The sequence below is a fragment of the Streptomyces sp. NPDC005728 genome (genome assembly GCF_040630895.1).
Taxonomy (GTDB): Bacteria; Actinomycetota; Actinomycetes; order Streptomycetales; family Streptomycetaceae; genus Streptomyces.
On sequence record NZ_JBEXYL010000030.1, the window covers coordinates 58,187 to 83,707 of the forward strand.

23 protein-coding genes are annotated in these 25,521 nt (G+C 71.6%); 18 read left to right on the forward strand and 5 right to left on the reverse strand.

Annotated features, from left to right (window positions below; all coding sequences use genetic code 11):
* Nucleotides 1-24: 24 nt before the first annotated feature.
* Nucleotides 25-1,101 (reverse strand): LacI family DNA-binding transcriptional regulator, encoded by a 1,077-nt coding sequence (locus tag ABZ471_RS21455; protein WP_359068366.1) that lies wholly within the window; start codon nt 1,099-1,101, stop codon nt 25-27.
* A 237-nt stretch (nt 1,102-1,338) separates the two neighbouring features.
* Here ABZ471_RS21455 and ABZ471_RS21460 point away from each other — a divergent pair, with 237 nt between their 5' ends.
* From ABZ471_RS21460 to ABZ471_RS21485, 6 genes are read left to right on the forward strand one after another with little or no spacing between them, the layout of a single operon-like run.
* Complete coding sequence (locus ABZ471_RS21460; protein WP_359068367.1) at nt 1,339-2,628, forward strand: sugar ABC transporter substrate-binding protein; 1,290 nt, start codon at nt 1,339-1,341, stop codon at nt 2,626-2,628.
* Nucleotides 2,629-2,634: 6 nt separating this feature from the next.
* The gene (locus tag ABZ471_RS21465; RefSeq protein WP_359068368.1) at nt 2,635-3,531 is read left to right on the forward strand and encodes a sugar ABC transporter permease; all 897 of its coding nucleotides are present in this window, start codon (nt 2,635-2,637) and stop codon (nt 3,529-3,531) included.
* A complete protein-coding gene (locus ABZ471_RS21470; protein WP_359068369.1) occupies nt 3,528-4,430 on the forward strand; it encodes a carbohydrate ABC transporter permease in 903 nt (300 codons plus the stop codon). Before ABZ471_RS21465 ends, ABZ471_RS21470 begins: the two co-directional genes overlap by 4 nt.
* Nucleotides 4,431-4,486: 56 nt before the next feature.
* On the forward strand, nt 4,487-5,743 hold the full coding sequence (locus ABZ471_RS21475) for a glycosyl hydrolase (protein WP_359068370.1): 1,257 nt from the start codon (nt 4,487-4,489) through the stop codon (nt 5,741-5,743).
* Entirely contained in the window at nt 5,740-7,776 is a 2,037-nt protein-coding gene (locus ABZ471_RS21480) for an endo-beta-N-acetylglucosaminidase (protein ID WP_359068371.1), read from the forward strand. Before ABZ471_RS21475 ends, ABZ471_RS21480 begins: the two co-directional genes overlap by 4 nt.
* Before the next feature lie 32 nt (nt 7,777-7,808).
* Entirely contained in the window at nt 7,809-10,829 is a 3,021-nt protein-coding gene (locus tag ABZ471_RS21485; RefSeq protein ID WP_359068372.1) for a glycoside hydrolase family 38 C-terminal domain-containing protein, read from the forward strand.
* Here ABZ471_RS21485 and ABZ471_RS21490 read toward each other — a convergent pair.
* Nucleotides 10,774-11,229: a LysR substrate-binding domain-containing protein gene (locus ABZ471_RS21490; RefSeq protein ID WP_359068404.1), complete on the reverse strand. Its 456-nt coding sequence runs from the start codon at nt 11,227-11,229 to the stop codon at nt 10,774-10,776. The genes ABZ471_RS21485 and ABZ471_RS21490 overlap by 56 nt on opposite strands.
* Between ABZ471_RS21490 and ABZ471_RS21495 the strand changes: the two genes are divergently transcribed.
* Nucleotides 11,159-11,818 carry a DMT family transporter gene (locus ABZ471_RS21495; protein WP_359068373.1) on the forward strand — a complete coding sequence of 220 codons (660 nt, stop codon included), beginning with the start codon at nt 11,159-11,161 and terminating at the stop codon, nt 11,816-11,818. The genes ABZ471_RS21490 and ABZ471_RS21495 overlap by 71 nt on opposite strands.
* Nucleotides 11,757-12,191 carry an ankyrin repeat domain-containing protein gene (locus tag ABZ471_RS21500; protein ID WP_359068374.1) on the forward strand — a complete coding sequence of 145 codons (435 nt, stop codon included), beginning with the start codon at nt 11,757-11,759 and terminating at the stop codon, nt 12,189-12,191. The genes ABZ471_RS21495 and ABZ471_RS21500 overlap by 62 nt, the downstream gene beginning before the upstream one ends.
* Nucleotides 12,192-12,206: 15 nt before the next feature.
* Here ABZ471_RS21500 and ABZ471_RS21505 read toward each other — a convergent pair whose 3' ends face one another.
* Nucleotides 12,207-12,668, reverse strand: coding sequence for a MarR family winged helix-turn-helix transcriptional regulator (locus ABZ471_RS21505; RefSeq protein WP_359068375.1), 462 nt, complete (start codon nt 12,666-12,668; stop codon nt 12,207-12,209).
* 101 nt (nt 12,669-12,769) lie between these two features.
* Between ABZ471_RS21505 and ABZ471_RS21510 the strand changes: the two genes are divergently transcribed.
* Nucleotides 12,770-13,618, forward strand: coding sequence for an SDR family oxidoreductase (locus tag ABZ471_RS21510; RefSeq protein ID WP_359068376.1), 849 nt, complete (start codon nt 12,770-12,772; stop codon nt 13,616-13,618).
* Between the two features lie 138 nt (nt 13,619-13,756).
* Here the strand turns inward: ABZ471_RS21510 and ABZ471_RS21515 are convergent, their stop codons facing one another.
* Nucleotides 13,757-14,458: a FadR/GntR family transcriptional regulator gene (locus ABZ471_RS21515; protein ID WP_359068377.1), complete on the reverse strand. Its 702-nt coding sequence runs from the start codon at nt 14,456-14,458 to the stop codon at nt 13,757-13,759.
* A 164-nt stretch (nt 14,459-14,622) separates the two neighbouring features.
* Between ABZ471_RS21515 and ABZ471_RS21520 the strand changes: the two genes are divergently transcribed.
* Genes ABZ471_RS21520 through ABZ471_RS21555 form a run of 8 tightly spaced genes read left to right on the forward strand, consistent with a single transcriptional unit; the run spans nt 14,623 to nt 22,448 of the window.
* Nucleotides 14,623-15,696: a sugar ABC transporter substrate-binding protein gene (locus tag ABZ471_RS21520; protein ID WP_359068378.1), complete on the forward strand. Its 1,074-nt coding sequence runs from the start codon at nt 14,623-14,625 to the stop codon at nt 15,694-15,696.
* Complete coding sequence (locus ABZ471_RS21525; RefSeq protein ID WP_359068379.1) at nt 15,693-17,186, forward strand: sugar ABC transporter ATP-binding protein; 1,494 nt, start codon at nt 15,693-15,695, stop codon at nt 17,184-17,186. The genes ABZ471_RS21520 and ABZ471_RS21525 overlap by 4 nt, the downstream gene beginning before the upstream one ends.
* On the forward strand, nt 17,179-18,204 hold the full coding sequence (locus ABZ471_RS21530) for an ABC transporter permease (RefSeq protein WP_359068380.1): 1,026 nt from the start codon (nt 17,179-17,181) through the stop codon (nt 18,202-18,204). The genes ABZ471_RS21525 and ABZ471_RS21530 overlap by 8 nt, the downstream gene beginning before the upstream one ends.
* Nucleotides 18,205-18,243: 39 nt before the next feature.
* Nucleotides 18,244-19,584 carry an L-fuconate dehydratase gene (locus tag ABZ471_RS21535; RefSeq protein WP_359068381.1) on the forward strand — a complete coding sequence of 447 codons (1,341 nt, stop codon included), beginning with the start codon at nt 18,244-18,246 and terminating at the stop codon, nt 19,582-19,584.
* The gene (locus ABZ471_RS21540; protein WP_359068382.1) at nt 19,581-20,336 is read left to right on the forward strand and encodes an SDR family oxidoreductase; all 756 of its coding nucleotides are present in this window, start codon (nt 19,581-19,583) and stop codon (nt 20,334-20,336) included. Before ABZ471_RS21535 ends, ABZ471_RS21540 begins: the two co-directional genes overlap by 4 nt.
* Nucleotides 20,333-21,301 carry an aldo/keto reductase gene (locus ABZ471_RS21545; protein WP_359068383.1) on the forward strand — a complete coding sequence of 323 codons (969 nt, stop codon included), beginning with the start codon at nt 20,333-20,335 and terminating at the stop codon, nt 21,299-21,301. The genes ABZ471_RS21540 and ABZ471_RS21545 overlap by 4 nt, the downstream gene beginning before the upstream one ends.
* Nucleotides 21,298-21,612 carry an L-rhamnose mutarotase gene (locus ABZ471_RS21550; RefSeq protein WP_359068384.1) on the forward strand — a complete coding sequence of 105 codons (315 nt, stop codon included), beginning with the start codon at nt 21,298-21,300 and terminating at the stop codon, nt 21,610-21,612. The genes ABZ471_RS21545 and ABZ471_RS21550 overlap by 4 nt, the downstream gene beginning before the upstream one ends.
* A complete protein-coding gene (locus ABZ471_RS21555; protein WP_359068385.1) occupies nt 21,609-22,448 on the forward strand; it encodes an amidohydrolase family protein in 840 nt (279 codons plus the stop codon). Before ABZ471_RS21550 ends, ABZ471_RS21555 begins: the two co-directional genes overlap by 4 nt.
* Here ABZ471_RS21555 and ABZ471_RS21560 read toward each other — a convergent pair.
* Complete coding sequence (locus tag ABZ471_RS21560) at nt 22,436-23,857, reverse strand: lipase maturation factor family protein (RefSeq protein ID WP_359068386.1); 1,422 nt, start codon at nt 23,855-23,857, stop codon at nt 22,436-22,438. The genes ABZ471_RS21555 and ABZ471_RS21560 overlap by 13 nt on opposite strands.
* A gap of 165 nt (nt 23,858-24,022) precedes the next feature.
* Here ABZ471_RS21560 and ABZ471_RS21565 point away from each other — a divergent pair, with 165 nt between their 5' ends.
* A complete protein-coding gene (locus ABZ471_RS21565) occupies nt 24,023-25,519 on the forward strand; it encodes a DUF6777 domain-containing protein (protein WP_359068387.1) in 1,497 nt (498 codons plus the stop codon).
* Nucleotides 25,520-25,521: the final 2 nt, after the last annotated feature.

The following is a 25,521-nucleotide window of genomic DNA, read 5'->3' on the forward strand; positions in this document are numbered from 1 at the left end:
ACACGTCACGTTCACTCGGCCGGCCTAAGTCGGCTGTCGTCCGGGCGAGTCGGTGCGCGGGAGAGCCGCCGCCCCCGTGCTGCCCCGCCCGGTGAGCCGCGGTACCGGCACCCCCACCGCGCGGGCCGCGGACCCGTCCAGCAGGGACATCAGTTCGCGGGCCGCCGTCCGGCCGAACTCGGCGCTGTCACGGGAGAGCGCGGACAGCCGGGGTGTGACCATGCGGCACAGCGCCGAGTCCTCCCAGGACACGACCGACACGTCCTGTGGGACGCGGAACCCGAGTTCGGCCGCCGCCGCGAGCCCCGCCACGGCCATCACGTCGTTGTCGTAGATCAGCGCGGTCGGGGGAGGGGCGCCGTCGAGCACGCGGCGGGTGACCGCGGCACCCTCCGTGTCGGAGTAGTCGGTGGTCACCGAGCGGACCTCCGTGAGGCCGCGACGCTCCGCCTCCGCGCGCAGCGTGGCGATACGGCGCTGGGTGTGCGCCAGGCCGGGCAGCCCCGCGATGTGCACGATCCGGCGATGGCCGAGGGCCGTCAGCTCGTCCACCACGGACGCCATCGCGCCCGCGTCGTCCGCCCAGACCGTGGACAGACCGGGGTGGCGCACATCGGGTGCGCCGCCGATGACCACGGCCGGCAGGCCGAGTTCGTCCAGCAGGTCGGGGCGCGGGTCCTCGGCGCGCGGGTCGACCACCAGCACGCCGTCCACTCGGTGCTCCGCCCACCAGCGCCGGTAGACCGCGCATTCGTCGGCCACGTCCTCCGCCACCTGGAAGAGGAGGCCCAAGTGGCGTTCGGCGAGCACTTCCTGGATGCCGGAGACGAGTTGCAGGAAGAAGGAGTCGACGCCCAGCGTCTCCGCCGGGCGGGCCAGCACGAAGCCGACCGTGGCCACCCCCTCGCCGGAGAGGGCGCGGGCCGCCGTGCTGGGGCGCCAGCCGAGCTGCTCGGCGACCCGGCGGACCCGGGCGCGGGTCGCCTCGGAGACGCCGGGGCGGCCGTTGAGGGCGAAGGAGACCGCACTCTCGGAGACCCCGGCGCGCCGTGCGATGTCCTTCATCGTCGGTCGGCGCGCGGGTGATCGCTTCTCCGGCAACGCTGGGCTCCCATTCCGTACGGTCCCGTCCCGGCCAACTGCTAATGCGCTTGAGTGTACTTACCCTAAAGCGCATTAGTGATCCATGGCAATAGGGCGCATGTACCGCTGTGAGCAGGGGTTTTGAGTCACTAATGACTTTAGCTGGGTCGAATCCATTGACGCGTCCCGGAAACGGTGTGCACAGTCTGGCCCGGCAGCTTCTGCCACATCCCCCTGCAAAGGAGCCCAGCCGCCGTGCGCATCTCCCGCAGAACCTTCGCCGCCGCTGCCGTCGCCCTCCTCCTGCCGCTGAGCGCCTGCGGCTCGGGCGGGGACGACGGCGGCTCGACCGACGCCTCGGGCAAGGTCGAGGGCGACATCACCTTCCAGACCTGGAACCTGCGCGCCAACTTCAAGCCGTACTTCGAGGGCCTGATCGCGGACTTCGAGAAGAAGTACCCCGGCACCCATGTGAAGTGGCTCGACCAGCCCGCCGAGGGCTACGCCGACAAGATCAGCGCGGACGCGGCCGGCGGCACCCTGCCCGACGTCGTCAACGTCTCCCCTGACCTCGTCGCCCCGCTCGCCAAGGCCGGCCTCGCCCTGGACCTCGACAAGGCCGCGAGCACCTACAAGTCCGAGTATCTGGATGGTGCCTGGGCCAGCCATGAGGTGCCGGGTCTGAGCGGCACGTACGCCTTCCCGTGGTACCTGAACACCGGGCCGCTGTTCTACAACAAGGCCCTGTTCAAAGAAGCCGGACTCGATCCGAGCACCCCGCCGAAGACGTACGACGAGCTCTTCGCCGACGCCGTGCAGCTGGCGAAGAAGAGCGACGGCAGAGTCGCCACGCTCGCCAACGTGCCCACCGTCGAGGACTTCGGACGGTACGGCGTCCAGCTGATGAACAAGGAGGGGACCGGGTTCGCCTTCAACGACGCCAAGGGAGTACAACTCCTCACCAAATACAAGGAGTTGTATGACGCGAAGGCGCTCGACCCGCAGGCGCTGACCGCCACTCCGGAGTCCTCCGGGAAGAAGTTCCTCACCGGGGCCGTCGCCATGAACCCCGGCAGCGCACTCGACCTCGGCAACTTCAAGAAGCAGGCGCCCAACCTGTACCGGAACATCGGGATCACCGACCAGATCACCAGCACCGGGCACGTCAACATGTACGTGATGGGCGTGATGGTCAACTCCCGTACCAGGCACACCCCGGCCGCGGTCGCCTTCGCCCACTTCGTCACCGACGCGCGGAACCAGATGTCCTTCGCCAAGAAGGTCGCCATCTTCCCGAGCACCGCCGGCTCACTCGACGACCCGTACTTCACCAAGGAGGACGGCACCGACGAGACGCGCGTGCGCATCGCCGCCGCCAAGTCCCTGAAGAACGCCGTCAACTACACGCCGGTGCTGTTCAGCGAGCAGATGAAGACCGCGCTGCGCAACGAGGTCGCCAAGGCCCTGCAGGGCAAGGAGAGCCCCGAGGCGGCGCTCGACAACGCTGTCAAGGCCTGCGACCAGCTCCTGAAGCAGCAGGGCTGACCGGTCATGGCCACTCCCACCGCTCCGTCCCGGGTGCGGCGGCAACTGCCCACCAGTCCCTGGCTGTTCGCCGCCCCCGGGCTGCTGATCACCGGCGCCTTCGTGCTGTACCCGTTCGTGTCGACCGTGGTGAACTCCTTCACCGACCGCCGCACCCTGATCCCGGGCCGTTTCGTCGGGCTCGCCAACTTCCGCGAGCTGCTCCACGACGACATGTTCTGGACCGGCCTGCGCAACAGCACGCTGTACATCGCCGGTGTCGTCCCGGCCCTGGTGATCCTGCCGCTGCTGCTCGCACTGCTGGTGCAGAAGAACATCCCCGGCATCACCTTCTTCCGGTCCGCCTTCTACACCCCGGTCGTCGCCTCCATCGTGGTCGTCGGGCTGATCTGGGTGTGGCTGCTGGACGAACGCGGCCTGGTCAACTCCCTGCTGGAGACGGTCGGGATCGGACGCGTCGGGTTCCTCAGCGACCAGTGGCTGCTCCTGCTGAGCGCCATGGCCGTGACGGTGTGGAAGGGTCTCGGCTACTACATGATCATCTATCTGGCCGCGCTGGCGAACGTACCGCGCGAGCTGCACGAGGCCGCGGCCGTGGACGGCGCCGGACCGGTCCGCCGCTTCCTGACGGTCACCGTGCCCGCCGTGCGCTCCACCATGGTGCTCGTCGCCGCGCTGTCCTCGGTCGCCGCCTTCAAGGTGTTCTCCGAGGTGTACCTGATGGCGGGCCCGAACGGCGGCCCGGCCGGCGAGGACACCACGCTCGTCATGCTCGTCCAGCGCACCGGCACCGGCCTGACCGGCCGCGTCGGCTATGCCTCCGCCCTCTCCGTCGTCGTGTTCGTCGTCACCGTCGCGCTGATGCTGCTCGTCCTGCGCGCCGACCGGAGGGAGGAGTCATGAGCGTCCTGGAGAAGGTGCGGCCCCGCCAGGAGCCGGTGGTCCGCCAGCGCCGTGTCACCGACGAGCACGGCCGCCGGATCCGGGCGGGGGAGCTGGTCCTGCGCTATGCGCTGTTGCTCACCGTACTGGCGCTCACCGTCGGCCCGTTCCTGTGGCAGCTGTCCACCTCGCTCAAGGGCCCGACCGAGGACATCTTCAGCTCGCCGCCGGCCTTCCTGCCCAGCCGTCCCACCCTGCACAACTACGAGCGGGTCTCCCGCACCATCCCCGTGTGGGACTACGCCCTGAACTCGCTGAAGGTCGCGAGCGCCAGCGTCGTGACCAACTGCGTGGGGTCGGCACTCGCCGGGTACGCCCTGGCCCGGCTGCGCTACCGCGGCCGGGGTGTGGCCACGCTGGTCTTCGTGCTGGCGATGCTGGTGCCCGTGGAGGGCATCATCATCGCCCAGTTCACGACCATGCGGGAACTCGGCCTGAACAACACCCTCATCGGGGTCGTGCTGCCCGGTTCCATCGGTGCCATGAACGTGCTGCTGATGCGCAACGCCTTCCGGAACCTGCCGTACGAGATCGAGGAGGCCGCCTACGTCGACGGCGCCGACGTCTGGCAGCGGTTCTGGCGCATCGCGCTGCCGTCGGTGAAGGGCACCCTCGCCGTCGTCGCGATCTTCGCCTTCATGGGTGCCTGGGACGACTTCCTGTGGCCACTGATCGTGCTCAGCGACCCCGACAAGTTCACTCTGACCATCGGCCTCAACTATCTGCACGGCACCTTCGCCAACGACGAACGCCTGGTCGCCGCCGGCACCGTCATCGCCGTGGCCCCGCTCATCGCCCTCTTCGCCTGCCTCCAGCGGTACTTCTTCCGCGGGGTCGGCGAGGGCGCCGTCAAGGGCTGAGTCCCCGGTTCCGTACCCCGGCCGAGTCCCGGTCCCCCCGCGCAAGGACACCCCGTATGCCTCCTGCCGTGCGCTTCGGCGTCAACTACACGCCCAGCGAAGGGTGGTTCCACCACTGGCTCGACTTCGACCTCGACTCCGTACGCGCCGACCTCGACGCACTCGCCGCCCTCGGCCTGGACCACATCAGGGTCTTCCCGCTGTGGCCCTACTTCCAGCCGAACCGCACCCTGATCCGCCCGCGCGCCGTCGACCAGCTCGTGGCCCTGGCGGACGCGGCCGCCGAACGCGGTCTGGACGTCAACGTCGACGGCCTGCAAGGTCACTTGAGCAGCTTCGACTTCCTGCCCGCCTGGACCCGCACCTGGCACCGGCGCAACCTCTTCACCGACCCGGACGTGATCGACGGACAGGCCGCCTACCTGCGCACCCTCGCCGCCGCCCTCGCCGACCGGCCGAACTTCATCGGCATGACCATCGGCAACGAGGTCAACCAGTTCGCCGCCGGACCTCACCCCGACCCCGACCGGATCACGGCCGGGGACGCCGAGCGCTGGCTGACTCGGCTGCTCGCGGCCTGCGCCGAGGGCGCCCCGGACCGGCTGCACCTGCACGCCTCGTACGACGCCGCCTGGTACCAGGACGACCAGCCCTTCACCCCCGGCCACTCGGCCCGCCTGGGTGCCGTCACCGCCGTGCACTCCTGGGTGTTCAACGGCACCGCCCAGCGCCACGGCCGCACCTCCGTGCCGGCCGAGCACCACGCCGCCTACCTGGTCGAGCTGAGCAAGGCCTGGGCCGAGGAGCCGCACCGGCCCGTGTGGCTCCAGGAGGTCGGCGCGCCCGCGCCCCTCGTGCCCGCCGAGCACGCGGCGGCCTTCGCCGAGGCGACCGTGGCGAACGTCCGGGACTGCCCCGACCTGTGGGGCATCACGTGGTGGTGCTCGTACGACGTGTCCCGCGAACTGGCCGACTTTCCCGAACTCGAATACGGACTCGGCCTGTTGACCGACGACCGTCGGCCCAAGGACATCGCCCGCGTCCTGGCCGAGGCGGCCCGTACCCGCCAGGAGACCCCCGCCGTACGCGGTACCGCCCTCGTCGTGCCTGCCGATCCCGGCCGCCGCTCCCGCTGTGCCCCCGGCGGGCCCGTCTTCGACGCCTTCTTCCGGCTCGTCGCCGACGGGGCCCGCCCCACCACCGTCCTGGACACCCGCGCGGACGACAAGGATCACCTCGCCGCGCGGGGCATCACCGAGGTCGTCACTTCCGACCAGGTTCTCCCCACCCCACAAGGAGGCACTTGCTCGTGAACCCCACCAGACGCACCGTCCTCGTCGCCGGCGCCGCGGCCGCCCTGTTGCCCACGCCTGCCCTCGCGGTCCCTCGTCCCAAGGCCGCCGCCGCCCCGCCGTACGCCTCGTACTGGTACCCGGACTCCTTCCCCTCCGGCAGCCCGGGCGCCGGCATCACCTGGCGCAGTCTGAAGGCCTGGCGCGCGGCCGACGACGCCGACCTCGCCTTCAACGCCGCATCCGTCCCGCTCGCCGCCCGCTTCACCCCGACCCCGGCCAACACCACCGCCCGCTCGGGCCAGGCCCGCATCCAGTCCCTGGTCTCCTTCGGGCCGACCTCCGCCAACCCCTCCCAGGGATCCGCCACGGCCGACTACTACGCCCTCACCCACTGGGCCTACCTGGACGAGCTGGTGTTCTGGGGCGGCTCGGCGGGCGAGGGGCTGATCCTGGCGCCGAACGCGCCGATCGTGGACGCGGCCCACCGGCACGGCGTCCCCGTCCTCGGCAACATCTTCCTGCCACCCACCGCCTACGGCGGTCAGCTGCAGTGGACCCGTGACCTCGTCCAGAAGGACTCCTCCGGGCACTACCCGCTCGCCGCGCAACTCGTCGCGGTCGCGGCGGCCTACGGCTTCGACGGCTGGTTCGTGAACGCCGAGACGGGCGGCGGGAACACCGCGCTCGGCACCGCCATGCTCGGGTTCATGAAGGAGCTGAAGACGCTCGCCGCGGCCAAGGGGCAGCGGGTGACCTGGTACGACGCGATGACCGTGAACGGCACGGTCAGCTGGCAGGGCGCGCTGAACAGCCAGAACCAGGCCTTCTTCCAGAGTGCCGACGCCATGTTCGTCGACTTCCGCTGGAGTGCGGCCACGCTTGCGTCCTCGGGCACGAGGGCCGGGCAACTGGGGCGCAGCCGCTACGAGTTGTGGGCCGGCGTCGACGTCGAGTCGAACGGGTCCGACTCGTCGGTGAACTGGGACGCGATGGTGCCGACCGGGAAGGCGCACATCACCTCGATCGGCTTCTACCGGCCCGAGTGGACCCGCAACCACCTGCCCTCCGGCGGGCGCACCCCGGGGGACTTCCACGCGGCCGACGATCGGTTCTGGACCGGGCGGTCGCTCGATCCTGCGCGGCCGGACGGGAGTGATCCGTGGCGGGCGCCGGCGGTGTCGGTGGCGGACCGCTCGACGGTTTCCTCGGTGCCGTTCGCGAGCGTGTTCAACACCGGGCACGGACTGCGGTGGTACGAGGACGGGGCCGTCACCTCGGACGCGGCGTGGAACCACCTCGGGCTGCAGGACCGGCTGCCGTCCCGGCGGTGGGTCGTCCGGACGGAGGGGCGGCGGCCGACCGTCTCCTTCGACTTCGCGGACGCGTGGCGGGGCGGCAGCAGCGTGCTGGTCGCCGGTGAACCGGATCAACCCGTGGTGGTGGATCTGTACGCGACCAGGCTGCCGATCACTGTGAACACGGTTGTCGAGCTGACGCACCGGACCGACGCCGGCCCTGTGAACATCGAGCTGGCCGTCGCCACCGCCGAGCCGGGCAGTGCCGGTGCGACACCGCCGTACACCTATCTGCCTGTGAACTCGGTCAACACCGAGGCAGGCCGGGCTGTGAACTCGGTCAACACCTGGCAGATCTCGACGGTTCGACTCACCGGGCTGCCGGGTACGGTCCACGCCCTCGGCGTCCGCCTCACCGCACCCGGCGGCGGACCGGTGCGCTGGCGGCTGGGCGGCCTCGCCGTACGCGACACCGCCACGGCCCCCGCCGTCCCCACCGGCCTGCGGATCACCGCCGCTTCCGGGGGCGACCTGCGCTTCGCCTGGGGCGCCGCTCCCGGCCCCGTGCGCCACTACGAGCTGCACCGCCTCCTGCCCGACGGCACCCGCCGCTTCCTCGGCGGCACCTGCCAGCGCGCGTTCTACGTGGCCGGCCTGCAACCCGCACAGGGAGAGACGGCCGCACGATTCGAACTGCGCTCGGTGGGGGAGCTGTACAACGCCTCGACTCCCGTGACCGTCGCCCACACCTGGTAACCACCCGGAACCCCCAGCAGGGAGCACCCCGCATGCATGACGACCGCAAGCTGGTCGAAGCCCGCCTCAGGCGCGTCCTCGACGAACGCATCCGTCCCGCCGTGTACCCCGAGTCCGTGCCGCTGCGGGTCGCGGTCTGGCACGCGCCGGGGGAGCCGGTGCCGGTCGCGGAGGGACTGGCGGCCGAGCCCGCGCCGATCGAGGTGGGCGCCCGGTGGGGTGCCCCCTGGGGCACCAGCTGGTTCCGCGTGACCGGGACCGTGCCCCGGGCCTGGGCGGGCCGGACCGTGGAGGCCCTGCTCGACCTGGGCTTCGACGAGAACATGCCCGGTTTCCAGTGCGAGGGCCTGGTGTACCGGCCCGACGGCACCCCGGTGAAGGGGCTCAACCCGCGCAACCAGTGGGTGCGCATCGGCGCGCCCGTCGAGGGAGGGGAGGAGGTGCGCCTGCACATCGAGGCCGCCTCCAACCCCGTCATCCTCGACTACCACCCCTTCCGGCCCACCCTGCTCGGCGACAAGGACACCGCCGGGCACGAGCCGCAGTACACGCTCACCCGCATGGACCTGGCCGTGTTCGACGAGTCGGTGTGGCAACTGGTGCTGGACCTGGAGGTGCTGGGCGAGCTGATGGCCGAGCTGCCGGTGGACTCCGCGCGCCGCTGGGACATCGTGCGCGCCGTCGACCGGGCCCTCGACCTGGTCGACCTCCAGGACGTGGGCGGCACGGCGGACCGGGCCCGTGCACAGCTCACCGGCGTGCTGGCTGCCCCGGCCGTGCCGTCCGCGCACCGGATCAGCGCCGTCGGGCACGCGCACATCGACTCGGCCTGGCTCTGGCCGCTGCGCGAGACCGTGCGCAAGGTGGCCCGTACGACGTCCAACATGACCGCGCTCGTCGAGGACGAACCGGAGTTCGTCTTCGCCATGTCGCAGGCGCAGCAGTGGGCCTGGGTGAAGGAGCACCGGCCCGAGGTGTGGGCGCGGGTGAAGAAGGCGGTGGCCGAGGGGCGGTTCGTGCCGGCCGGCGGGATGTGGGTGGAGTCGGACACCAACATGCCGGGGTCGGAGGCGATGGCCCGTCAGTTCGTCCATGGTAAACGGTTCTTCCTGGACGAGTTCGGCATCGAGAACGAGGAGGCGTGGCTGCCCGACACCTTCGGCTTCGCCGCCGGGCTGCCGCAGATCATCAGGGCGGCCGGCTCCAAGTGGCTGCTGACGCAGAAGATCTCGTGGTCGCAGACGAACAGCTTCCCGCACCACACCTTCCGGTGGGAGGGCATCGACGGCACCCGGATCTTCACGCACTTCCCGCCCGTCGACACCTACAACTGCTCGATGAAGGGCAGCGAGATCGCCCACGCGGCCCGGAACTTCAAGGACAAGGGCAGGGCCCGGCACTCCCTCGCGCCCAGCGGCTGGGGCGACGGAGGTGGCGGCACGACCCGGGAGATGGTCGCCAGGGCGGCCCGGCTGCGCGACCTCGAAGGCTCGGCGACGGTCGTCTGGGAGACACCCCGGGCGTTCTTCGAGAAGGCCGAGGCCGACTACCCCGAACCGCCGGTCTGGGTCGGCGAGCTGTACCTGGAGCTGCACCGCGCCACCCTCACCAGCCAGGCCAAGACCAAGCAGGGCAACCGCCGCAGCGAACACCTGCTGCACGAGGCCGAACTGTGGGCGGCCACCGCGGCCGTACGCACCGGATTCCCCTATCCTCACGAAGAGTTGGACCGGATCTGGAAGACGGTCCTGCTGCACCAGTTCCACGACATCCTGCCCGGCTCGTCCATCGCCTGGGTGCACCGGGAGGCGCGGGCGACGTACGAACGGATCGCCGCGGAGCTGACCGGGATCATCGAGGCCGCCCAGCGGGCCCTGGCCGGTGAAGGGGAGACACCCCTCGCCTTCAACGCCGCCCCGCACCCCCGTGCCGGCGTCCCGGCGGGAGGGGCGGCGACGCCGCGGACGGAGGGCGCGACCACGCTCACCGCACGCCCGGACGGCGCGCACGTCCTGGACAACGGTCTGCTGCGGATCGAGATCGACGCCCGGGGCCTGGTCGTCTCCGCCCACGACCTCCGGGCCGACCGCGAGACGATCGCCCCGGGCGCCGCCGCGAACCTCCTCCAGCTCCACCCCGACTTCCCGAACATGTGGGACGCCTGGGACGTGGACGAGTTCTACCGGAACACGGTCACCGACCTCACGGACGCCGACGCGGTGACGGCCGGTGAGGACGGTGCCTCGGTGCGGATCGTACGGTCCTTCGGTGCCTCCCGGGTCACCCAGGTGCTGACGCTGCCGCCGGGGGAGCGGCGCCTGGTGCTCGACACCGAGGTGGACTGGCACGAGACGGAGAAGTTCCTGAAGCTGGCCTTCCCGCTGGACCTGCACGCCGAACGGTACGCCTCGGAAACCCAGTTCGGGCACTTCCACCGGCCCACGCACACCAACACCTCCTGGGAGGCCGCCAAGTTCGAGGCCTGCAACCACCGCTTCGTGCACCTGGCGGAACCCGGCTGGGGCGTCGCCGTCGTCAACGACTCCACCTACGGCCACGACGTGACCCGCACGGTCCGCACCGACGGCGATCGCGGTACGACCACCACGGTCCGGGTGTCCCTGCTGCGCGCCCCGCGCTTCCCCGACCCCGAGACCGACCAGGGCGTCCACCGCTTCCGGCACGCGCTGGTCCCCGGCGCCCGGATCGCCGACGCGGTCCGCGAGGGCTGGCGGATCAACCTGCCCGAGCGCAGCACGACCGGTGCCGGTGAGGTCGCCCCGCTGGTGACGGTCGACAACGAGGCGGTCGTCGTCACGGCCGTGAAGCTCGCCGACGACGGCAGCGGTGACGTGGTGGTCCGCTTCCACGAGGCCCACGGCGGCCGGACCCGGGCGACCCTCACGGCAGGCTTCGCCGTCGGCGACGTCACCGTGACGGACCTGCTGGAGCGGCCGGGCGGCGACGGCGAGCCGCCGGTGCGGGACGGCGAGCGGATCACCGTACGGCTGCGGCCGTTCGAGCTGATGACGCTGCGGTTGCGGCGGGCCTGAGCCCGTCACCCGCTGTCAGGTGCCAGTGCGGCGAGGCGGTCGAGGAAGTGGCGGGTGCCCGGGTGCCCGGGTGCCCGCCCGTCCCGGTCCGGTGGACGGCGTGCACGCTGCGCCGTACCGGCACCGGCAGGGGATGCACGCTCAGGCCCGGCGTGCCGGGGTCGGGCAGGGCGAGCCGGGGGACCAGCGCGACACCGGCGCGGCGGGCCGCCAGCGCGCACAGCACGGCGAAGTCGCCGGCGACCGCGACCGGACGGGGCACGAACCCGGCGGCCCCGCAGGCCCGTTGGGCCGTCTCGTGGCAGGCGGTGCGGAGCAGAGTCGAAGGCGTGAAGCCCGACAGGACACTCCTCGCCCTGGCCGCCGCCGTGCTGCCGTGGGCGTCCGCGTTCCCCGCGATCCGCGTGGCCCTGCGCGGTTACGGCGCCGCCGAGCTGTCCTTCCTGCGCCTCGCTGTCGCTTCGGTCGCCCCGGCGGTCGTGGCCGCCGCCTGCGCCCAGGCCGCCTACCACCTGGGCATCAAGCCGCTGCTGCGCACGTACACCGGCCTGGAGGTCGCCGCCTACGCGATGTGGGCCGGCACGGTACTGCTGCTCCCGCTCGCCCCCACCGCACTCCGGGCAGCCCTGCACGCCCCGACCGGCCCCCTCCTGGCCGCCGTCCACCTGGGCGCCCTGCCCTCCGCCGCCGGCTTCGTCGTCCGGGGCTACGCCGTGGCCCGCCGCACGGTCACGGCTGCCACCGCGGCCCTCAACCTGGTCCCCGCCGCCACGCCGGCCGTCGCCTACGTCTGGCTCGGCGAACGCCCACGGCCGGTGGAGGTGTTGGGGGGCCTGCTGACGATCGCCGGGGTGGCGGTGGCCGGCCGGGGGACGGTGCGGCTACGTCCTGGTCACCCGGCTGAGCCGATCGCTAACCTCTCCCCACATGAACCAGCGGCGACGCAAGAAGCTCTCCCGGCACCTGTTCGCAGCAGCCCTGGTGGGTGACACCGCCCGCGTGAAGACGCTCTTGCGGTCGGGGGTCGACCCGGAGCAAGGTGACAGCGAGGGCACCACCCCCCTCTACCTGGCATCCGTGAACGGAGAAGCCGAGATCGTCCGCCTGCTCCTGGCGGCCGGAGCCTCCCCCGACACCGAGAGCAGTGGAGTCGGCTCCGAGGGGACGCCGTTGTGCGCGGCCGCATGCTGGGGGCACACCGAAACGGTGCGCGAACTGTTGGTGCACGGTGCCGATCCGAACCTCCGGGAAGACCGGGGGACCGGCCGCTCCCCGCTGGACTGGGCACTCGCCGGCCCTCATCCCGAGACCGTCGAACTCCTCACCCGGGCGGGAGTGGTCCTGGGCGGGCGAACCGCGTAGTGCCGTCCGTCGGCCCTACGCGTCCTTGTCGGCCTTCAGCTTCTGCCACACCGTGCTGAGCGCTTGCAGGTCGTCCTGGTCGAGCAGGTCGGTGAAGACGGGGGCGAGGCAGTCGCGGCGGGTGGCGTCGGCCGCCTCGAAGAGCTGGTGGCCCTCGGGGGTGAGCGAGACCTCGACGGAGCGGGCGTCGTGGGGCGAGGGGGTGCGGGTGACCAGGCCGCGACTCTGGAGGGAGTCGACGACGCGTGAGACCTGGCTGCGGCTGAGCATGGTGCTGTTGCCCAGGACCGAGGCCGGAACGGGGTCGGGACTGGAAGCCAGCCAGAGCAGCACCTCGAACCAGGAGACCGGAAGGTCGTGCGCCTTGCTCAGGGCACGGTCCAGGCGGTCCGTCAGGACGGTCCCGGCCCAGACCAGCCCGTAGAAGGCGTGGTCGGCCACCGGCATCTCCGTCTGTGTGAGCTTCTTCTTCGGCATGTCCCCAGTTTAGCGGTTGCGTGTACACACACGCAGATGCAGTATGGTGTGTGTACACGCACCAAAATGTGTGACATCCCCGTGCCACGAAAGGCCCCCTCATGTCTTCCCGGTCCCCCAAGGTCGTCCTCATCACCGGCACCTCCTCCGGCATCGGCCTCGCCGCAGCCGTCTCCGCCGCCCGTGCCGGCTGGACGACGGTCGCCACACTGCGTGACCCCAGTCGCTCCGACGCCCTGCGCCAGGCCGCCGCCGAGGCGGGCGTGGAGCTCGACATCCGCCGGCTCGACGTCACCGACGAGGCCTCGATCACGTCTGCGATCGACGGCGTGCTCGCCGACCACGGACGCCTGGACGCCGTCGTCAACAACGCGGGCGCCGGACATCTCGGCACCCTGGAGAACGAGTCCGTGGCCGAGGTCCGCAAGGTCATGGAGGTCAACTTCTTCGGCGTGCTCAACGTCTCGAAGGCGGCCCTGCCCCACCTGCGTGCCTCCGGAGGCCGTCTGATCACCGTGACCAGCGTCGGCGGGGTCATCGGACAGCCCTTCAACGAGGCCTACTGCGCGGCCAAGTTCGCCGTCGAGGGATACATGGAGAGTCTGGCCCCCGTGGCCGCGGCGCACGGCGTGTCCGTCTCGGTGATCGAGCCCGGCGCCGTGGCCACCGAGTTCGTCGCCAACGTCGGCGTCGACCTGGAAGAGGCGGTCGCCGGTGCCGGGGTGTACGCGCCCCAGCTGAACGCCTACGTGAACCGCACGGTCGCGCAGTTCCTCGACGGCGCGCAGACCGCCGAGGGCGCGGCCGAGTCGGTGATCGAGGCGCTGACCGCGGACGAGCCCGCCTTCCGCCTCCAGACCTCCGACTGGGCCCGCGGCTTCGTGGGCACCAAGCTCACCGACCTGGACGGCTCCGCGGTCCTCGGCATCACCACCGGCTGGGTCGCCTGACCCGCACCCGCCCGGTGACCGCAAACACCGGCCGGCCCTGCTTCTCCGGCCCGGTGACGACCAGGGTGGGGAGATCGCACGCACCGGACGCCGCGGGGCCCGCCCTGCGGGCGGACGACGGGAATGGCCGGACAGGCTCTAGCCGCCCAGTTGAGCCCGCAGCCACTCCTCCACCTCGCCCACGTGTGCGGCCGCCGCGGCCCGGGCCGCCTCCGGGTCGCGGGCCGACAGGGCGCGGTGGATGGCGGCGTGTTCGCGGCGGGTGCGGGTGAAGGCGCCCTCCTCCTGGTAGCCGCGCCAGACGCGGGCCCGGAAGGTGCGGGAGGACAGGCCCTCCAGGATGGCGGCCATCGTCTCGTTGCCCGCGGCCGCAGCGATCTCGCGGTGGAAGGCGAGGTCGTGGGCGAGGATCTCCTCGGGATCGTCGGTGGCGTTCATCGCCGTCAGGTGCCTTTCCACTTCGGCGAGCTGGTCGTCGGTGATGCGGGCCGCGGCGAGCGCGGTCGCCGTGGACTCCAGGATCCGGCGCACCTCCAGGAGTTCCACCAGCCGCGGTCCCCGGGACAGGTCGGCGACCACGCCGAAGGTCTCCAGCAGGTCGCCGGCCTCCAGCGCGGTGACGTAGATGCCGGAACCGTGCCGGGCCTCCAGGACGCCCAGGACCGTCAGCGCGCGAATCGCCTCACGCATCGAGCTGCGGGAGATGCCCAGCTGGGCCGCGAGATCCCGCTCGGTGGGCAGACGCTGACCCGGCTCCAGCGCCCCCTCGGCGATCAACGCCTTGATCCGCTCGATGGCGCGCTGGGTCACCGTGCCCTTCTGCGGGGCTGCCTCGTCCACGCCCGTCCTCCCGTCGCTGGGTGCCTCGCAGTCTAACCAGGGGAGTGGTCCGACCACTATGCGTCGGAGAGCGGAAAATATGGCGTCGGAGGGTGTTCCGGCGCCGGAGTGGTCTGATAAGTATCCAGGCATCTGCTCGAACACGCTCGACGAGGAGCCGCGAGATGCCCGCCAGAACAGCGAGGAAGCAGAACAGGTCACGGATCACCGGCGTGGCGGCCCTGGCCGCCTGCGCCTCGCTGCTGCTCACCGCATGCGGCAGCACCAAGGACACCGGCGCGACCGGCGCCGGAGGCGGAGGCGGCTCCGGCAAGGTCGGGGTGATCCTGCCCCTGCTGACCTCGCCGTTCTGGCAGTCGTACAACGACTATGTGCCCAAGATGGCCACGTCCGAGGGTGTCGACGCGCTGAAGACGGTCAACTCCAACAGCGACCCCTCGCAGCAGATCACCGACATCAACAACGAACTCAACCAGGGTGTGAAGGGACTGGTGGTCGCCCCCCTGGACAGCGCCGCCATCCAGGCCGGACTCGACCAGGCCGAACGCAAGGGCGTGCCGGTCGTCGCCGTGGACGTCGCACCCGACAAGGGCAAGGTCGCCATGGTGGTGCGCGCCGACAACGTCGCGTACGGCGAGAAGGCCTGCGACTACCTCGGTCAGCACGTCACCAGCGGCAAGGTCGTGCAGATCATGGGCGACCTCGCCTCGGTCAACGGCCGCGACCGCTCCGAGGCCTTCCGGGCCTGTGCGAAGAAGAAGTACCCGAAGCTCAAGGTGCTGGAGATCCCGGCGAAATGGGAGTCCGACACCGCGGCGGCCAAGCTCGACACGCTGCTCAACGCCAACCCCGACATCAAGGGCATCTACATGCAGGCCGGTGGCGTCTACCTCGCGCCTACGCTGCAGACCCTGAAGGCGAAGAACATGCTGAAGACGGCGGGGCAGAAGGGCCACATCGCCATCGTCTCCAACGACGGTATCCCGCAGGAGTTCGACGCCATCCGCAAGGGCCAGATCGACGCCACCGTCTCCCAGCCCGCCGACGCCTACGCCCAGTACGGCATGTACTACATCAAGGCGGCGATGGCGGGGAAGACGTTCGAGCCCGGTCCCACCGACCACGGTTCGACCATCGTGAAGCTGCCCAGCGGCATCCTCGAGGACCAGCTGCCCGCGCCCCTGGTCACCAAGGACAACGTCGACGACCCCAAGCTCTGGGGCAACACGGTCAAATGAGCGCACCTCTCGTTGAAGCCGAGGGCATCGTCAAGCGGTACGGCCCCACGGTCGCCCTCGCCGACGGCCGGCTCACCGTCCACCCCGGCGCGTCCCACGCACTGGTCGGCCGTAACGGCGCGGGCAAGTCCACGCTCGTCAACGTGCTCACCGGGCTCCAGGCCCCGGACGAGGGCACCGTACGTTTCGACGGCGAGCCCGCACCCGCGCTCGCCGACCGGGACGCCTGGCGCCGCAGGGTCGCCTGCGTGTACCAGAAGCCCACGGTCGTCCCGGAGCTGACGGTCGCCGAGAACCTGTTCATCAATCGGCAGCCGCTCCGGCGGGGGTTCATCAGCTGGCGCCGGCTCAGGCGTGAGGCCGCCGAGCTGCTCGCCACCTGGGACGTGCACGTCGATCCCGAGGCCCGCACCGCCGACCTCCGGGTCGAGGACCGCCAAATGGTGGAGATCGCCCGGGCGTTGAGCTTCGGTGCGCGGTTCATCGTCCTCGACGAGCCGACCGCCCAGCTCGACAACCGGGAGATCGAGCGACTGTTCGGCCGGATGCGCGCCCTCCAGGACTCCGGGGTGACCTTCCTGTTCATCTCGCACCACCTCCAGGAGGTGTACGAGGTCTGCCAGACGGTGACCGTGCTGCGCGACGCCCGCTGGATCACCACGGCCCCGGTCGCCGAACTGCCCCACACGGCACTGGTGGAGGCCATGGCCGGGGAGACCGTCGCCGAGCAGGCGGTGATCGTGCGGGACACGGTGGCCGACGACGCGCCGGTCGCCCTGGAAGCGCGCGGGCTGTCGTCGGAGTCCTACCGGGACATCGACCTCACCGTCCGCCACGGCGAGGTCGTCGGACTCGCCGGCTCCAGCGGCAGCGGGAAGATCGAGCTGGCCGAGTCACTCGCCGGACTGCGCACCCCGACGAGCGGTACGGCACGGCTCGACGGCAGTCGCCTCCCGTTCGGCAACGTCCAGGCAGCACTGCGGGCCGGTGTCGGCTGCGTACCCCGCGACCGGCACGAACAGGGCCTGGTGACCGGGATGAGCATCGGCGACAACGCCACGCTCAGCGTCCTCGGCCGCCTGGGCCGGTACGGGTTCGTCGGCACCCGGCGCAGACGTGCCGTCGCCGCCGACCTGATCACTCGCCTCGACATCCACGCCGAGGGTCCCGACCAGCCCGTCTCCGACCTCTCCGGCGGCAACGCACAGAAGGTCGTGATGGCCCGCGCCCTGGCCTCCGATCCGCGGCTGCTCGTCCTGATCAACCCCACCGCGGGCGTCGACGTGAAGTCCAAGGAGTCGCTGCTGGCCCGTATGGACAGCGCCCGCGAGGACGGCACCGCCGTGCTGGTCGTCTCCGACGAACTCGACGACCTGCGGCGCTGCGACCGTGTCCTCGTCCTCTTCCACGGCCGGATCGTCGCCGAGCACCCGGCGGGCTGGCACGACCACGAGCTGATCGCCTCCATCGAAGGAGTGGACCATGGCTGACACCAAGGCCCCGCCGCTCACGCCCGTCCGGGTCCCCGACACCCGCTCGGCCAAGGCCGTCCTGCTCCGCCGGGCCCGCGAACTCGCCCTGGTTCCCGCCCTGTTGCTGCTCATGGTGCTGGGTGCGTTCGTCAACGACTCCTTCCTCACCGAGCGCAACATCATCTCGATCCTCGGCGCCTCCGCGGCCCTGGCGATGGTGGTGCTCGCGGAGTCGCTCGTGCTGATCACCGGGAAGTTCGACCTGTCGCTCGAATCGGTGGTCGGTATCGCGCCCGCGGTGGGCGCCCTGCTCGTCCTGCCCGCCGCCCAGTCCGGCTGGGGCACCGAGTGGCCCACCGCGCTCGCCCTGATCGCGATCCTCGCCGTCGGCGCGGTGATCGGCGCCTTCAACGGCATCCTGGTGGTGAAGTTCAAGCTCAACGCCTTCATCGTCACCCTGGCGATGCTGATCGTCCTGCGTGGACTGCTGGTCGGCGCCACCAAGGGCAGAACGCTGTTCGGGATGCCCGACGCGTTCTTCACGCTCGCCACCACTACCTTCCTGCGCGTCCCCATGTCCGTGTGGCTGGCGGCGCTCGCCTTCGCGGTCACCGGTCTCGTTCTGCGCTACCACCGCGTCGGCCGCGCCCTGTACGCCATCGGCGGCAACGCGGACGCGGCCCGCGCGGCCGGCATCCGCGTCGAACGCGTGATGCTCGGGGTGTTCATGGTGGCCGGCGTCCTCGCTTCCGTGGGCGGCCTCCTGCAGACCGGATACGTGGGCGCGATCAGCGCCAACCAGGGCAACAACATGATCTTCACCGTGTTCGCGGCAGCGGTGATCGGCGGCATCAGCCTGGACGGCGGCAAGGGCACCATGTTCGGCGCCCTCACCGGCGTCCTTCTGCTCGGTGTCGTACAGAACCTGCTGACCCTCGCGCAGGTGCCGTCGTTCTGGATCCAGGCCATCTACGGCGGGATCATCCTCGTCGCCCTCATGATCGCCCGCGTGACGACGGGCCGGGCCCAGGACTGAACCCCGGTCCCCGACCGCCCACCGACGGAAAGGACTTCAGTGTCCCAGGCCCCCGCCCGCATCACCGCGGTCGACACCCACGACATCCGTTTCCCCACCTCGCGCGAGCTGGACGGCTCCGACGCGATGAACCCGGACCCCGACTACTCGGCGGCCTACGTCGTCCTGCACACGGACGCCGCCGACGGGCACGAGGGGCACGGGTTCACCTTCACCATCGGGCGGGGCAACGACGTCCAGGTCGCCGCGATCGACGCGCTGCGGGACCATGTGCTCGGCCGCCCGGTCGAGGAGGTCTGCGCCGACCCCGGCTCGCTCTTCCGGGACCTGATCGCCGACAGCCAGCTGCGCTGGCTCGGCCCCGAGAAGGGCGTGATGCACATGGCGATCGGGGCCGTCGTCAACGCGGTCTGGGACCTCGCCGCCCGCCGGGCCGGCAAGCCGCTGTGGCAGCTGCTCGCCGACGCCGAACCCCAGTGGCTGGTCCGCCAGATCGACTTCCGCTACATCACCGACGCGCTCACCCCCGAGGAGGCCCTCGACCTGCTCCGACGCGGCAGGGAAGGAGCGGCGGACCGCCGGGCCCGGCTGCTGGAGCGCGGCTTCCCCGCCTACACCACCTCCCCGGGCTGGCTCGGCTACGACGACGAGAAGCTCACCCGGCTCGCCGCCCAGGCGGTCGCCGACGGCTTCCGGCAGATCAAGCTCAAGGTGGGCGCCGACCTGGACGACGACGTACGACGCTGCCGGGTCGCCCGCGCCGTCGTCGGACCGGACGTCCGTCTCGCCGTCGACGCCAACCAGCGCTGGAACGTGGACGAGGCGATCACCTGGACCAAGGCCCTCGCCGAGTTCGACCCGTACTGGATCGAGGAGCCCACCAGCCCCGACGACGTCCTCGGCCACGCGGCGATCCGCCGCGCGGTGACACCGGTCAAGGTCGCCACCGGCGAACACGTCCACAACCGCATCGTGTTCAAGCAGATGCTCCAGGCGGGCGCACTCGACATCGTGCAGATCGACGCGGCCCGCGTCGGCGGGGTCAACGAGAACCTCGCGATCCTGCTGCTCGCCGCCAAGTTCGGCGTCCCCGTCTGCCCGCACGCCGGCGGGGTCGGCCTGTGCGAACTCGTCCAGCACCTGTCGATGTTCGACTACCTGGCCGTCTCCGGCACCACCGAGGACCGGGTCATCGAGTACGTCGACCACCTCCACGAGCACTTCCTCACCCCCGTGGTGATCCGCGACGGCCACTACACGGCCCCCACCGTGCCCGGCTTCTCGGCCGCCATGCGCCCGGAGTCCATCGCGCGGTACACCTTCCCCGGCGGCACCTTCTGGGCCGCCGACCCCGACACCCGGAAGGGACAGGCGGCATGAGCGACTTCGAGGGCCTCAGGGCCCTGGTCACCGGCGGCGCCTCCGGGATCGGCCGGGCCACCGGCGACCTCCTCGCCGGACGCGGCGCCCAGGTCGCCGTGCTCGACCTGGACCCGTCCTCGGTGCAGAAGCCGCTCCTGGCCTACCGGGCCGACGTCAGCGACGACACCTCGGTGCGTACGGCCGTGGCCGCCGCCGCCGAGGCCCTCGGCGGTCTCGACGTCCTGGTCAACAATGCCGGCATCGGCGCCCGGGGCACCGTCGAGGACAACGACGACGAGGAGTGGCGGCACGTCTTCGACGTCAACGTCCTCGGCATGGTCCGCGCCGCCCGCGCCGCCCTGCCGTACCTGCGCCGCTCCCGGCGTGCGGCCATCGTCAACACTTGCTCGATCGCCGCCACCGCGGGCCTTCCGCAGCGCGCCCTGTACAGCGCGACGAAGGGCGCCGTGTACTCCCTGACCCTGGCCATGGCGGCCGACCACGTCCGCGAGGGTATCCGCGTCAACTGCGTCAACCCCGGTACGGCGGACACCCCGTGGGTCGGCCGGCTGCTGGACGCGGCCCCCGACCCCGCCGCCGAGCGCGCCGCCCTGGAGGCCCGCCAGCCCACCGGCCGTCTCGTCTCGGCGGCCGAGGTGGCGGGCGCCATCGCCTACCTGGCCAGCCCGCTCTCCGGTGCGACGACCGGCACCGCCCTCGCCGTCGACGGCGGTATGCAGGGCCTGAGGCTGCGCCCGGCGGGCCGGTGAACCGGCTGGGCCGCAGCGGCGTCGGGGTCAGCCCGCTGGGCTTCGGCGCCGCGGGGATCGGCAACCTCTACACCCCGCTGGACGACGAGCAGGCGTACGACGCGGTACGGGCCGCCTGGCAGCGGGGCGTCCGCTACTTCGACACCGCACCCCATTACGGCCTCGGCCTGTCCGAACGGCGCCTGGGAGCGGTCCTGCGGGAGTACGACCGCGCCGCCTACACGGTCTCCACGAAGGTCGGCCGCCGCCTGGAGGGCGCCGACGGCACCGGCGACGACCTGGCGAACGGCTTCGCCGTCCCCGCCGCCCTCCGCCGCGTCTGGGACTTCAGCGCCGACGGCGTGCGCCGCACCCTGGAGGCGAGCCTGGAACGGCTCGGCCTCGACCGCGTCGACGTCGTCTACCTCCACGACCCCGACGACCATGCCGAGCAGGCCTTCCGCGAGGGCTACCCGGCCCTGGAGAAGCTCCGCTCGGAGGGCGTCGTCGGCGCGATCGGCGCGGGCATGAACCAGGCCGGGATGCTCACCCGGTTCGTCCGCGACACGGACGTGGACGTGGTGCTCTGCGCCGGCCGGTACACCCTGCTCGACCGGAGCGCGGCGGCCGAGCTGCTGCCGGAGGCCGCCGCACGGGGCGTGGCGGTCGTCATCGGCGGAGCCTTCAACTCGGGTCTGCTGGCGGACCCGACGCCGGACTCGACGTACGACTACGCCCGTGCGCCGAGGGATCTGCTCGACCGCGCCCTGCGTCTGAAGACGGTCGCCGGCCGGCACGGCATCACCCTGCGCGCCGCCGCCCTGGCCTTCTGTGCCGCGCACCCGGCCGTCGCGAGTGTCCTGGCCGGAGCCCGCTCTGCAGCCGAAGTGCACGACTGCGCCGAGCAGTTCGGGGTCCCCGTCCCTGCCGCCTTCTGGCAGGAACTGCGCGACACCGGTCTGCTGCCCCCCGAGGAGTCGTCATGAGAGTCGCCCTGCACACCAGGGTCCGTGCCGACCGGATCGCCGACTACGAGGCGGCCCACCGCGAGGTCCCGAAGGAGCTCACCGACGCCATCCGCGCTGCCGGAGTCACGTCCTGGACCATCTGGCGCAGCGGCACCGACCTGTTCCACCTCCTCGAATGCGAGGACTACGGCCGCCTTCTCGCCGCACTCGAACAGCTGCCGGTCAACGTCTCCTGGCAGGCCCGGATGGCCGAGCTGCTCGACGTCGTGCACGACTACACGCAGGGCGGCGCGGACGCCGGGCTGCCCGTCGTCTGGGAGCTGCCGTGACCGTCGACGCCCACCACCACGTATGGGACCTGTCGGTCCGCGACCAGGACTGGATCAGCGGCCCCGAACTCCAGCCATTGCGACGGAACTTCACCCTCACCGACCTGGAACCCGAGGCTCGGGCAGCCGGAGTGGACCGCACCCTTCTCGTCCAGACGGTCACCGTCCCCGAGGAGACCCCCGAATTCCTGGCCCTGGCGGCCGGCCACGAACTCGTTGCGGGCGTGGTCGGCTGGACCGACCTCACCCGCCCCGACGTCGCCGACGAACTGGCCCGGCTGCGTGCACTCCCCGGCGGCCGCTTCCTGAAGGGCATCCGCCACCAGGTCCAGGGCGAGCCCGACCCGGAATGGCTGCTGCGGGCCGACGTCCGGCGCGGCCTGGCCGCCGTGGCCGATGCCGGCCTGGTGTACGACCTCGTGGTCCTGCCCCACCAGCTCCCGGCCTGCACCGAGGCGGCCGCGCACCTTCCCGGTCTCACCTTCGTCCTCGACCACCTGGGCAAGCCGCCCGTCGCCTCGGGAGAACGCGAACCCTGGGCGACGGCCCTGCGCGCCCTGGCCGCCCTCCCCAACACGGTCGCCAAACTCTCCGGCCTGGTCACCGAAGCCGCCCCCGGCTCCTGGACGACCGACGACCTGCGCCCGTACGCGGACACCGCCCTGGAAGCCTTCGGCCCCGACCGTCTGATGTTCGGCTCCGACTGGCCGGTGTGCACGCTCTCGGCCGCCTATGAGCAAGTGCACGACATCGCAAGGGAGCTGACGTCGGGCCTCGGCGCGGCAGAGCACACCGCCCTGTACGAGGGCACCGCGCAGCGGGTCTACGACCTCTGAGCCACCACCGCCAGCCGCGTCGGCGGCAGGTACTCCCGCACGTACGTCCGCTCCCAGCACGCCCCCGTCTCCCGCAGCTCACGCCAGGTGGTGTAGCGGTAGCGGAAGAGGCGGGCGCGGACGTAGCGGGGCGGGATGTCCGGCGGGAAGGGGGAGCGGCGCAGCAGCTTCAGGGTGTCGCGGTCGTTCTCCAGCAGCCGCTCCACCAGGCCGCCGAACCAGTCCCCGGCGTAGCCGGGGGACAGCGCGGCGAACCACATCAGCCAGTCCAGGCGCAGATGGTAGGGCGCGAACTGGCGTGGCCAGTGCCGGGGATCGCCGGGCTTGCCCTTGAACTCGTACTCCCGCCAGTCCGAGTCCTCCCGCGGTACGTCGTCCAGCGTGCCCTCGACCACGACCTCGTAGCGGATCCGGCTGACGCTGCCGAACGCGCCGTAGGTGTTCACCAGGTGCAGCGGGTCGAAGGAGCGGTTCATGACCTGGCGCCGGGAGATCATGTTCCGCACCGGGTGGTAGCTCAGGCAGACCAGCAGCGCGGCGACAGCGAGCACCACGACCTCGTACCAGAGCGGCGCCGCGGGCACGGACGGTGCCGTGGTGGGCAGCCGGAGCGCGGACACGGCCAGCACGATGGTGATCCAGTTCAGCCAGGAGAAGTTGCCGGACAGCACCAGCCACAGCTGGGTGACGATCATCAGCGCGGCGGCGGCCGAGGCGATCGGCTGCGGGGTGAACAGCAGGACGGGCACGACCAGTTGCGTGAAGTGGTTCGCGGCGACCTCCACCCTGTGCAGCGGTTTCGGCAGATGATGGAAGAACCAGCTCAGCGGGCCGGGCATCGGCTGGGTCTCGTGGTGGTAGTACAGGCACGTCAGCTTCCGCCAGCACGCGTCGCCCCGGAGCTTGATCAGCCCGGCGCCGAACTCGACCCGGAACAGGATCCAGCGCAGCAGGAACAGCACCACGAGGGGCGGTGCGACCTGGTCGTTTCCCAGGAAGGCGGCCAGGAAGCCGGCCTCGAGCAGCAGCGACTCCCAGCCGAAGGCGTACCAGGTCTGTCCCACGTTGACGATCGACAGGTACAGAGCCCACGGCACCAGCCACAGCAGGATGCCGGCCCACAACGGCAGCAGTGAGTCCGCTCCGGCGAGCAGGGCCGCCGACACCGCGCAGCCCGTCCAGGCGCAGACCGCGAAGAAGCGGTCCGAGTAGTGCAGATGGAACAGGCTGGGGGTCCGTCTGAAGGGCGCCCGCGCCGTGAAGCGGGGGATCGGCAGCATGCCGCGCTCGCCGAGCAGGGCCCGGAACTGCAGCACGGCCACCAGGAACGCGAAGAGGTACAGACCGGCCAGAGCCCGCTGGAAGACCAGCCGGCTCAGCCAGTAGTCGGGTGCGGTGAACCAGTCCACGGCTGTGCGCTCCTGCCTCCATTGTGGCCGCCGTGTCGATGTGCCCCCTGGGCACCGGAGAGACCTCGTCGCTGTGCGTATCGAGCTGTTCCGTTTGCGTGATCCCGGCGGGCGAAGCAGACAATAGCGGATGAACCGAACGCCGAGATGATGCGGGAGAACGCGGTGCGAAGACCCCGACGGATACCCGCCGGAGCCATCGTCATGGCCTGCGCGCTCTCGGCGGTGCTCGTCGTCGCCGCCTGCGTCGGCAACACGGTGCGGGAGGTCCACCCCCACCCGGAGGTCGTCCTGCTGCCCATGGCGGCCCCGGGCCCGGACCCCTTCACCGGCTCCACGGGCACCACGGCGCCGGCCACCCGGTCGGCTCCGTCGGGACAGTCCGTCGGCCGGGCCCCAGCGCCACCGCCCCCGCCTTCGCTGCGCACCCTCTCCGGCGCGACCCCCGGTCTGTACGGCGGCACCGCGCGCGTCTCCGGCTGCGACGTCCAGCGGCAGATCGGCCGCCTGGCCGCCGAGCCGGCCAAGGGGGACGCCTTCGCCCGGGTCGCGGGTGTCTCCAGCGCGTCGCTCCCCGGCTATCTGCGCGGCCTGACCCCGGTCGTACTCCGCGTCGACACCAGCGTCACCAGCCACGCCTACCGGGAACGGCAGGCGGCCCGCTTCCCGTCCGTCCTCCAGGCCGGCACCGCCGTCCTCGTCGACAACCGGGGCGTGCCCCGCGTCCGCTGCGCCTGCGGCAACCCGCTGACACCGCCCGAGTCGGTCCCCGGCTCCTTCGGCACCCGAGGCGCCGCCTGGTCCGGATACCGGCCGGGCGAGGTGATCGTGGTGACCGCGGCGCCCCGGGCCGTCACCGGCATCACGATCGTCGACGCGGCGACCCAGACCTGGATCGAACGCCGGATCGGTGACGACGTCCGGCGCGACCGAGTCGTCCCGGCGCCCGTCTGGGCGACCTCGCCCCCTACCGGTACCGCGCCTCCGCCCCCTGCCGGCACCGCGTCCCCACATCCTGACGGTACGGCGCCTGCGCCCCCCGCCGGAATCGCGTCTCCGCCTCCTGCCGGTACCGCGTTTCCGCCTCCGTTCGGTACGGCGCCTGCGCCTCCCGTCGGCACTGCGACTCTGCCCCCTGCCGGTACCGCGTTTCCGCCTCCTGCCGGTATCGCGCCTCCGCCTCCGTTCGGTACGGCGCCTGCGCCTCCCGTCGGCACCGCGTCTCTGCCCCCTGCCGGTACCGCGTCCCCGCCCGTCACCGGACCCGCGAACACCGGGCAGCCCAGCCCGGACGGCGCCCGGGTGAACGGCTCCCCGGACGGGCGCGACCCGGCGCTGAGCGGGGACGCTCCGTCCGCCGCGGGCCGGACCGGCACCGGCTGTGCAGCCCTGTCGGCGGGCGGGCTCGCCGGCTGTCTCCCGCAACAGCCCTTCGTCCCCGGGCCGCCGACGCTCCCGGACATCGCCGACGAGATCGGACCGCCCACCGTCCCGGAGATCCCCGACCTGTCCGACGGGGGCGGCCTGATCCCCGACGACCCGCCGGACCTCCTCGACGGCACGGCCGATGTCGACGCCCTCGACCTGCTCGACGTCGGCGGCATCGACATGCTGGAGGGCGACGCCCTGTTCGACGGCCCCGTCGACGCCTTCGGTGGCTGACC

What these genes read in the sequence shown, in the direction of transcription:
- ABZ471_RS21525 (WP_359068379.1), top strand. Translation starts at nt 15,693, where the DNA reads ATGAGCGCACCTCTCGTTGAAGCCGAGGGCATCGTCAAGCGGTACGGC.
- ABZ471_RS21520 (WP_359068378.1), top strand. Translation starts at nt 14,623, where the DNA reads ATGCCCGCCAGAACAGCGAGGAAGCAGAACAGGTCACGGATCACCGGC.
- ABZ471_RS21500 (WP_359068374.1), top strand. Translation starts at nt 11,757, where the DNA reads ATGAACCAGCGGCGACGCAAGAAGCTCTCCCGGCACCTGTTCGCAGCA.
- ABZ471_RS21530 (WP_359068380.1), top strand. Translation starts at nt 17,179, where the DNA reads ATGGCTGACACCAAGGCCCCGCCGCTCACGCCCGTCCGGGTCCCCGAC.
- ABZ471_RS21505 (WP_359068375.1), bottom strand. Translation starts at nt 12,668, where the DNA reads ATGCCGAAGAAGAAGCTCACACAGACGGAGATGCCGGTGGCCGACCAC.
- ABZ471_RS21475 (WP_359068370.1), top strand. Translation starts at nt 4,487, where the DNA reads ATGCCTCCTGCCGTGCGCTTCGGCGTCAACTACACGCCCAGCGAAGGG.
- ABZ471_RS21485 (WP_359068372.1), top strand. Translation starts at nt 7,809, where the DNA reads ATGCATGACGACCGCAAGCTGGTCGAAGCCCGCCTCAGGCGCGTCCTC.
- ABZ471_RS21550 (WP_359068384.1), top strand. Translation starts at nt 21,298, where the DNA reads ATGAGAGTCGCCCTGCACACCAGGGTCCGTGCCGACCGGATCGCCGAC.
- ABZ471_RS21510 (WP_359068376.1), top strand. Translation starts at nt 12,770, where the DNA reads ATGTCTTCCCGGTCCCCCAAGGTCGTCCTCATCACCGGCACCTCCTCC.
- ABZ471_RS21470 (WP_359068369.1), top strand. Translation starts at nt 3,528, where the DNA reads ATGAGCGTCCTGGAGAAGGTGCGGCCCCGCCAGGAGCCGGTGGTCCGC.
- ABZ471_RS21540 (WP_359068382.1), top strand. Translation starts at nt 19,581, where the DNA reads ATGAGCGACTTCGAGGGCCTCAGGGCCCTGGTCACCGGCGGCGCCTCC.
- ABZ471_RS21465 (WP_359068368.1), top strand. Translation starts at nt 2,635, where the DNA reads ATGGCCACTCCCACCGCTCCGTCCCGGGTGCGGCGGCAACTGCCCACC.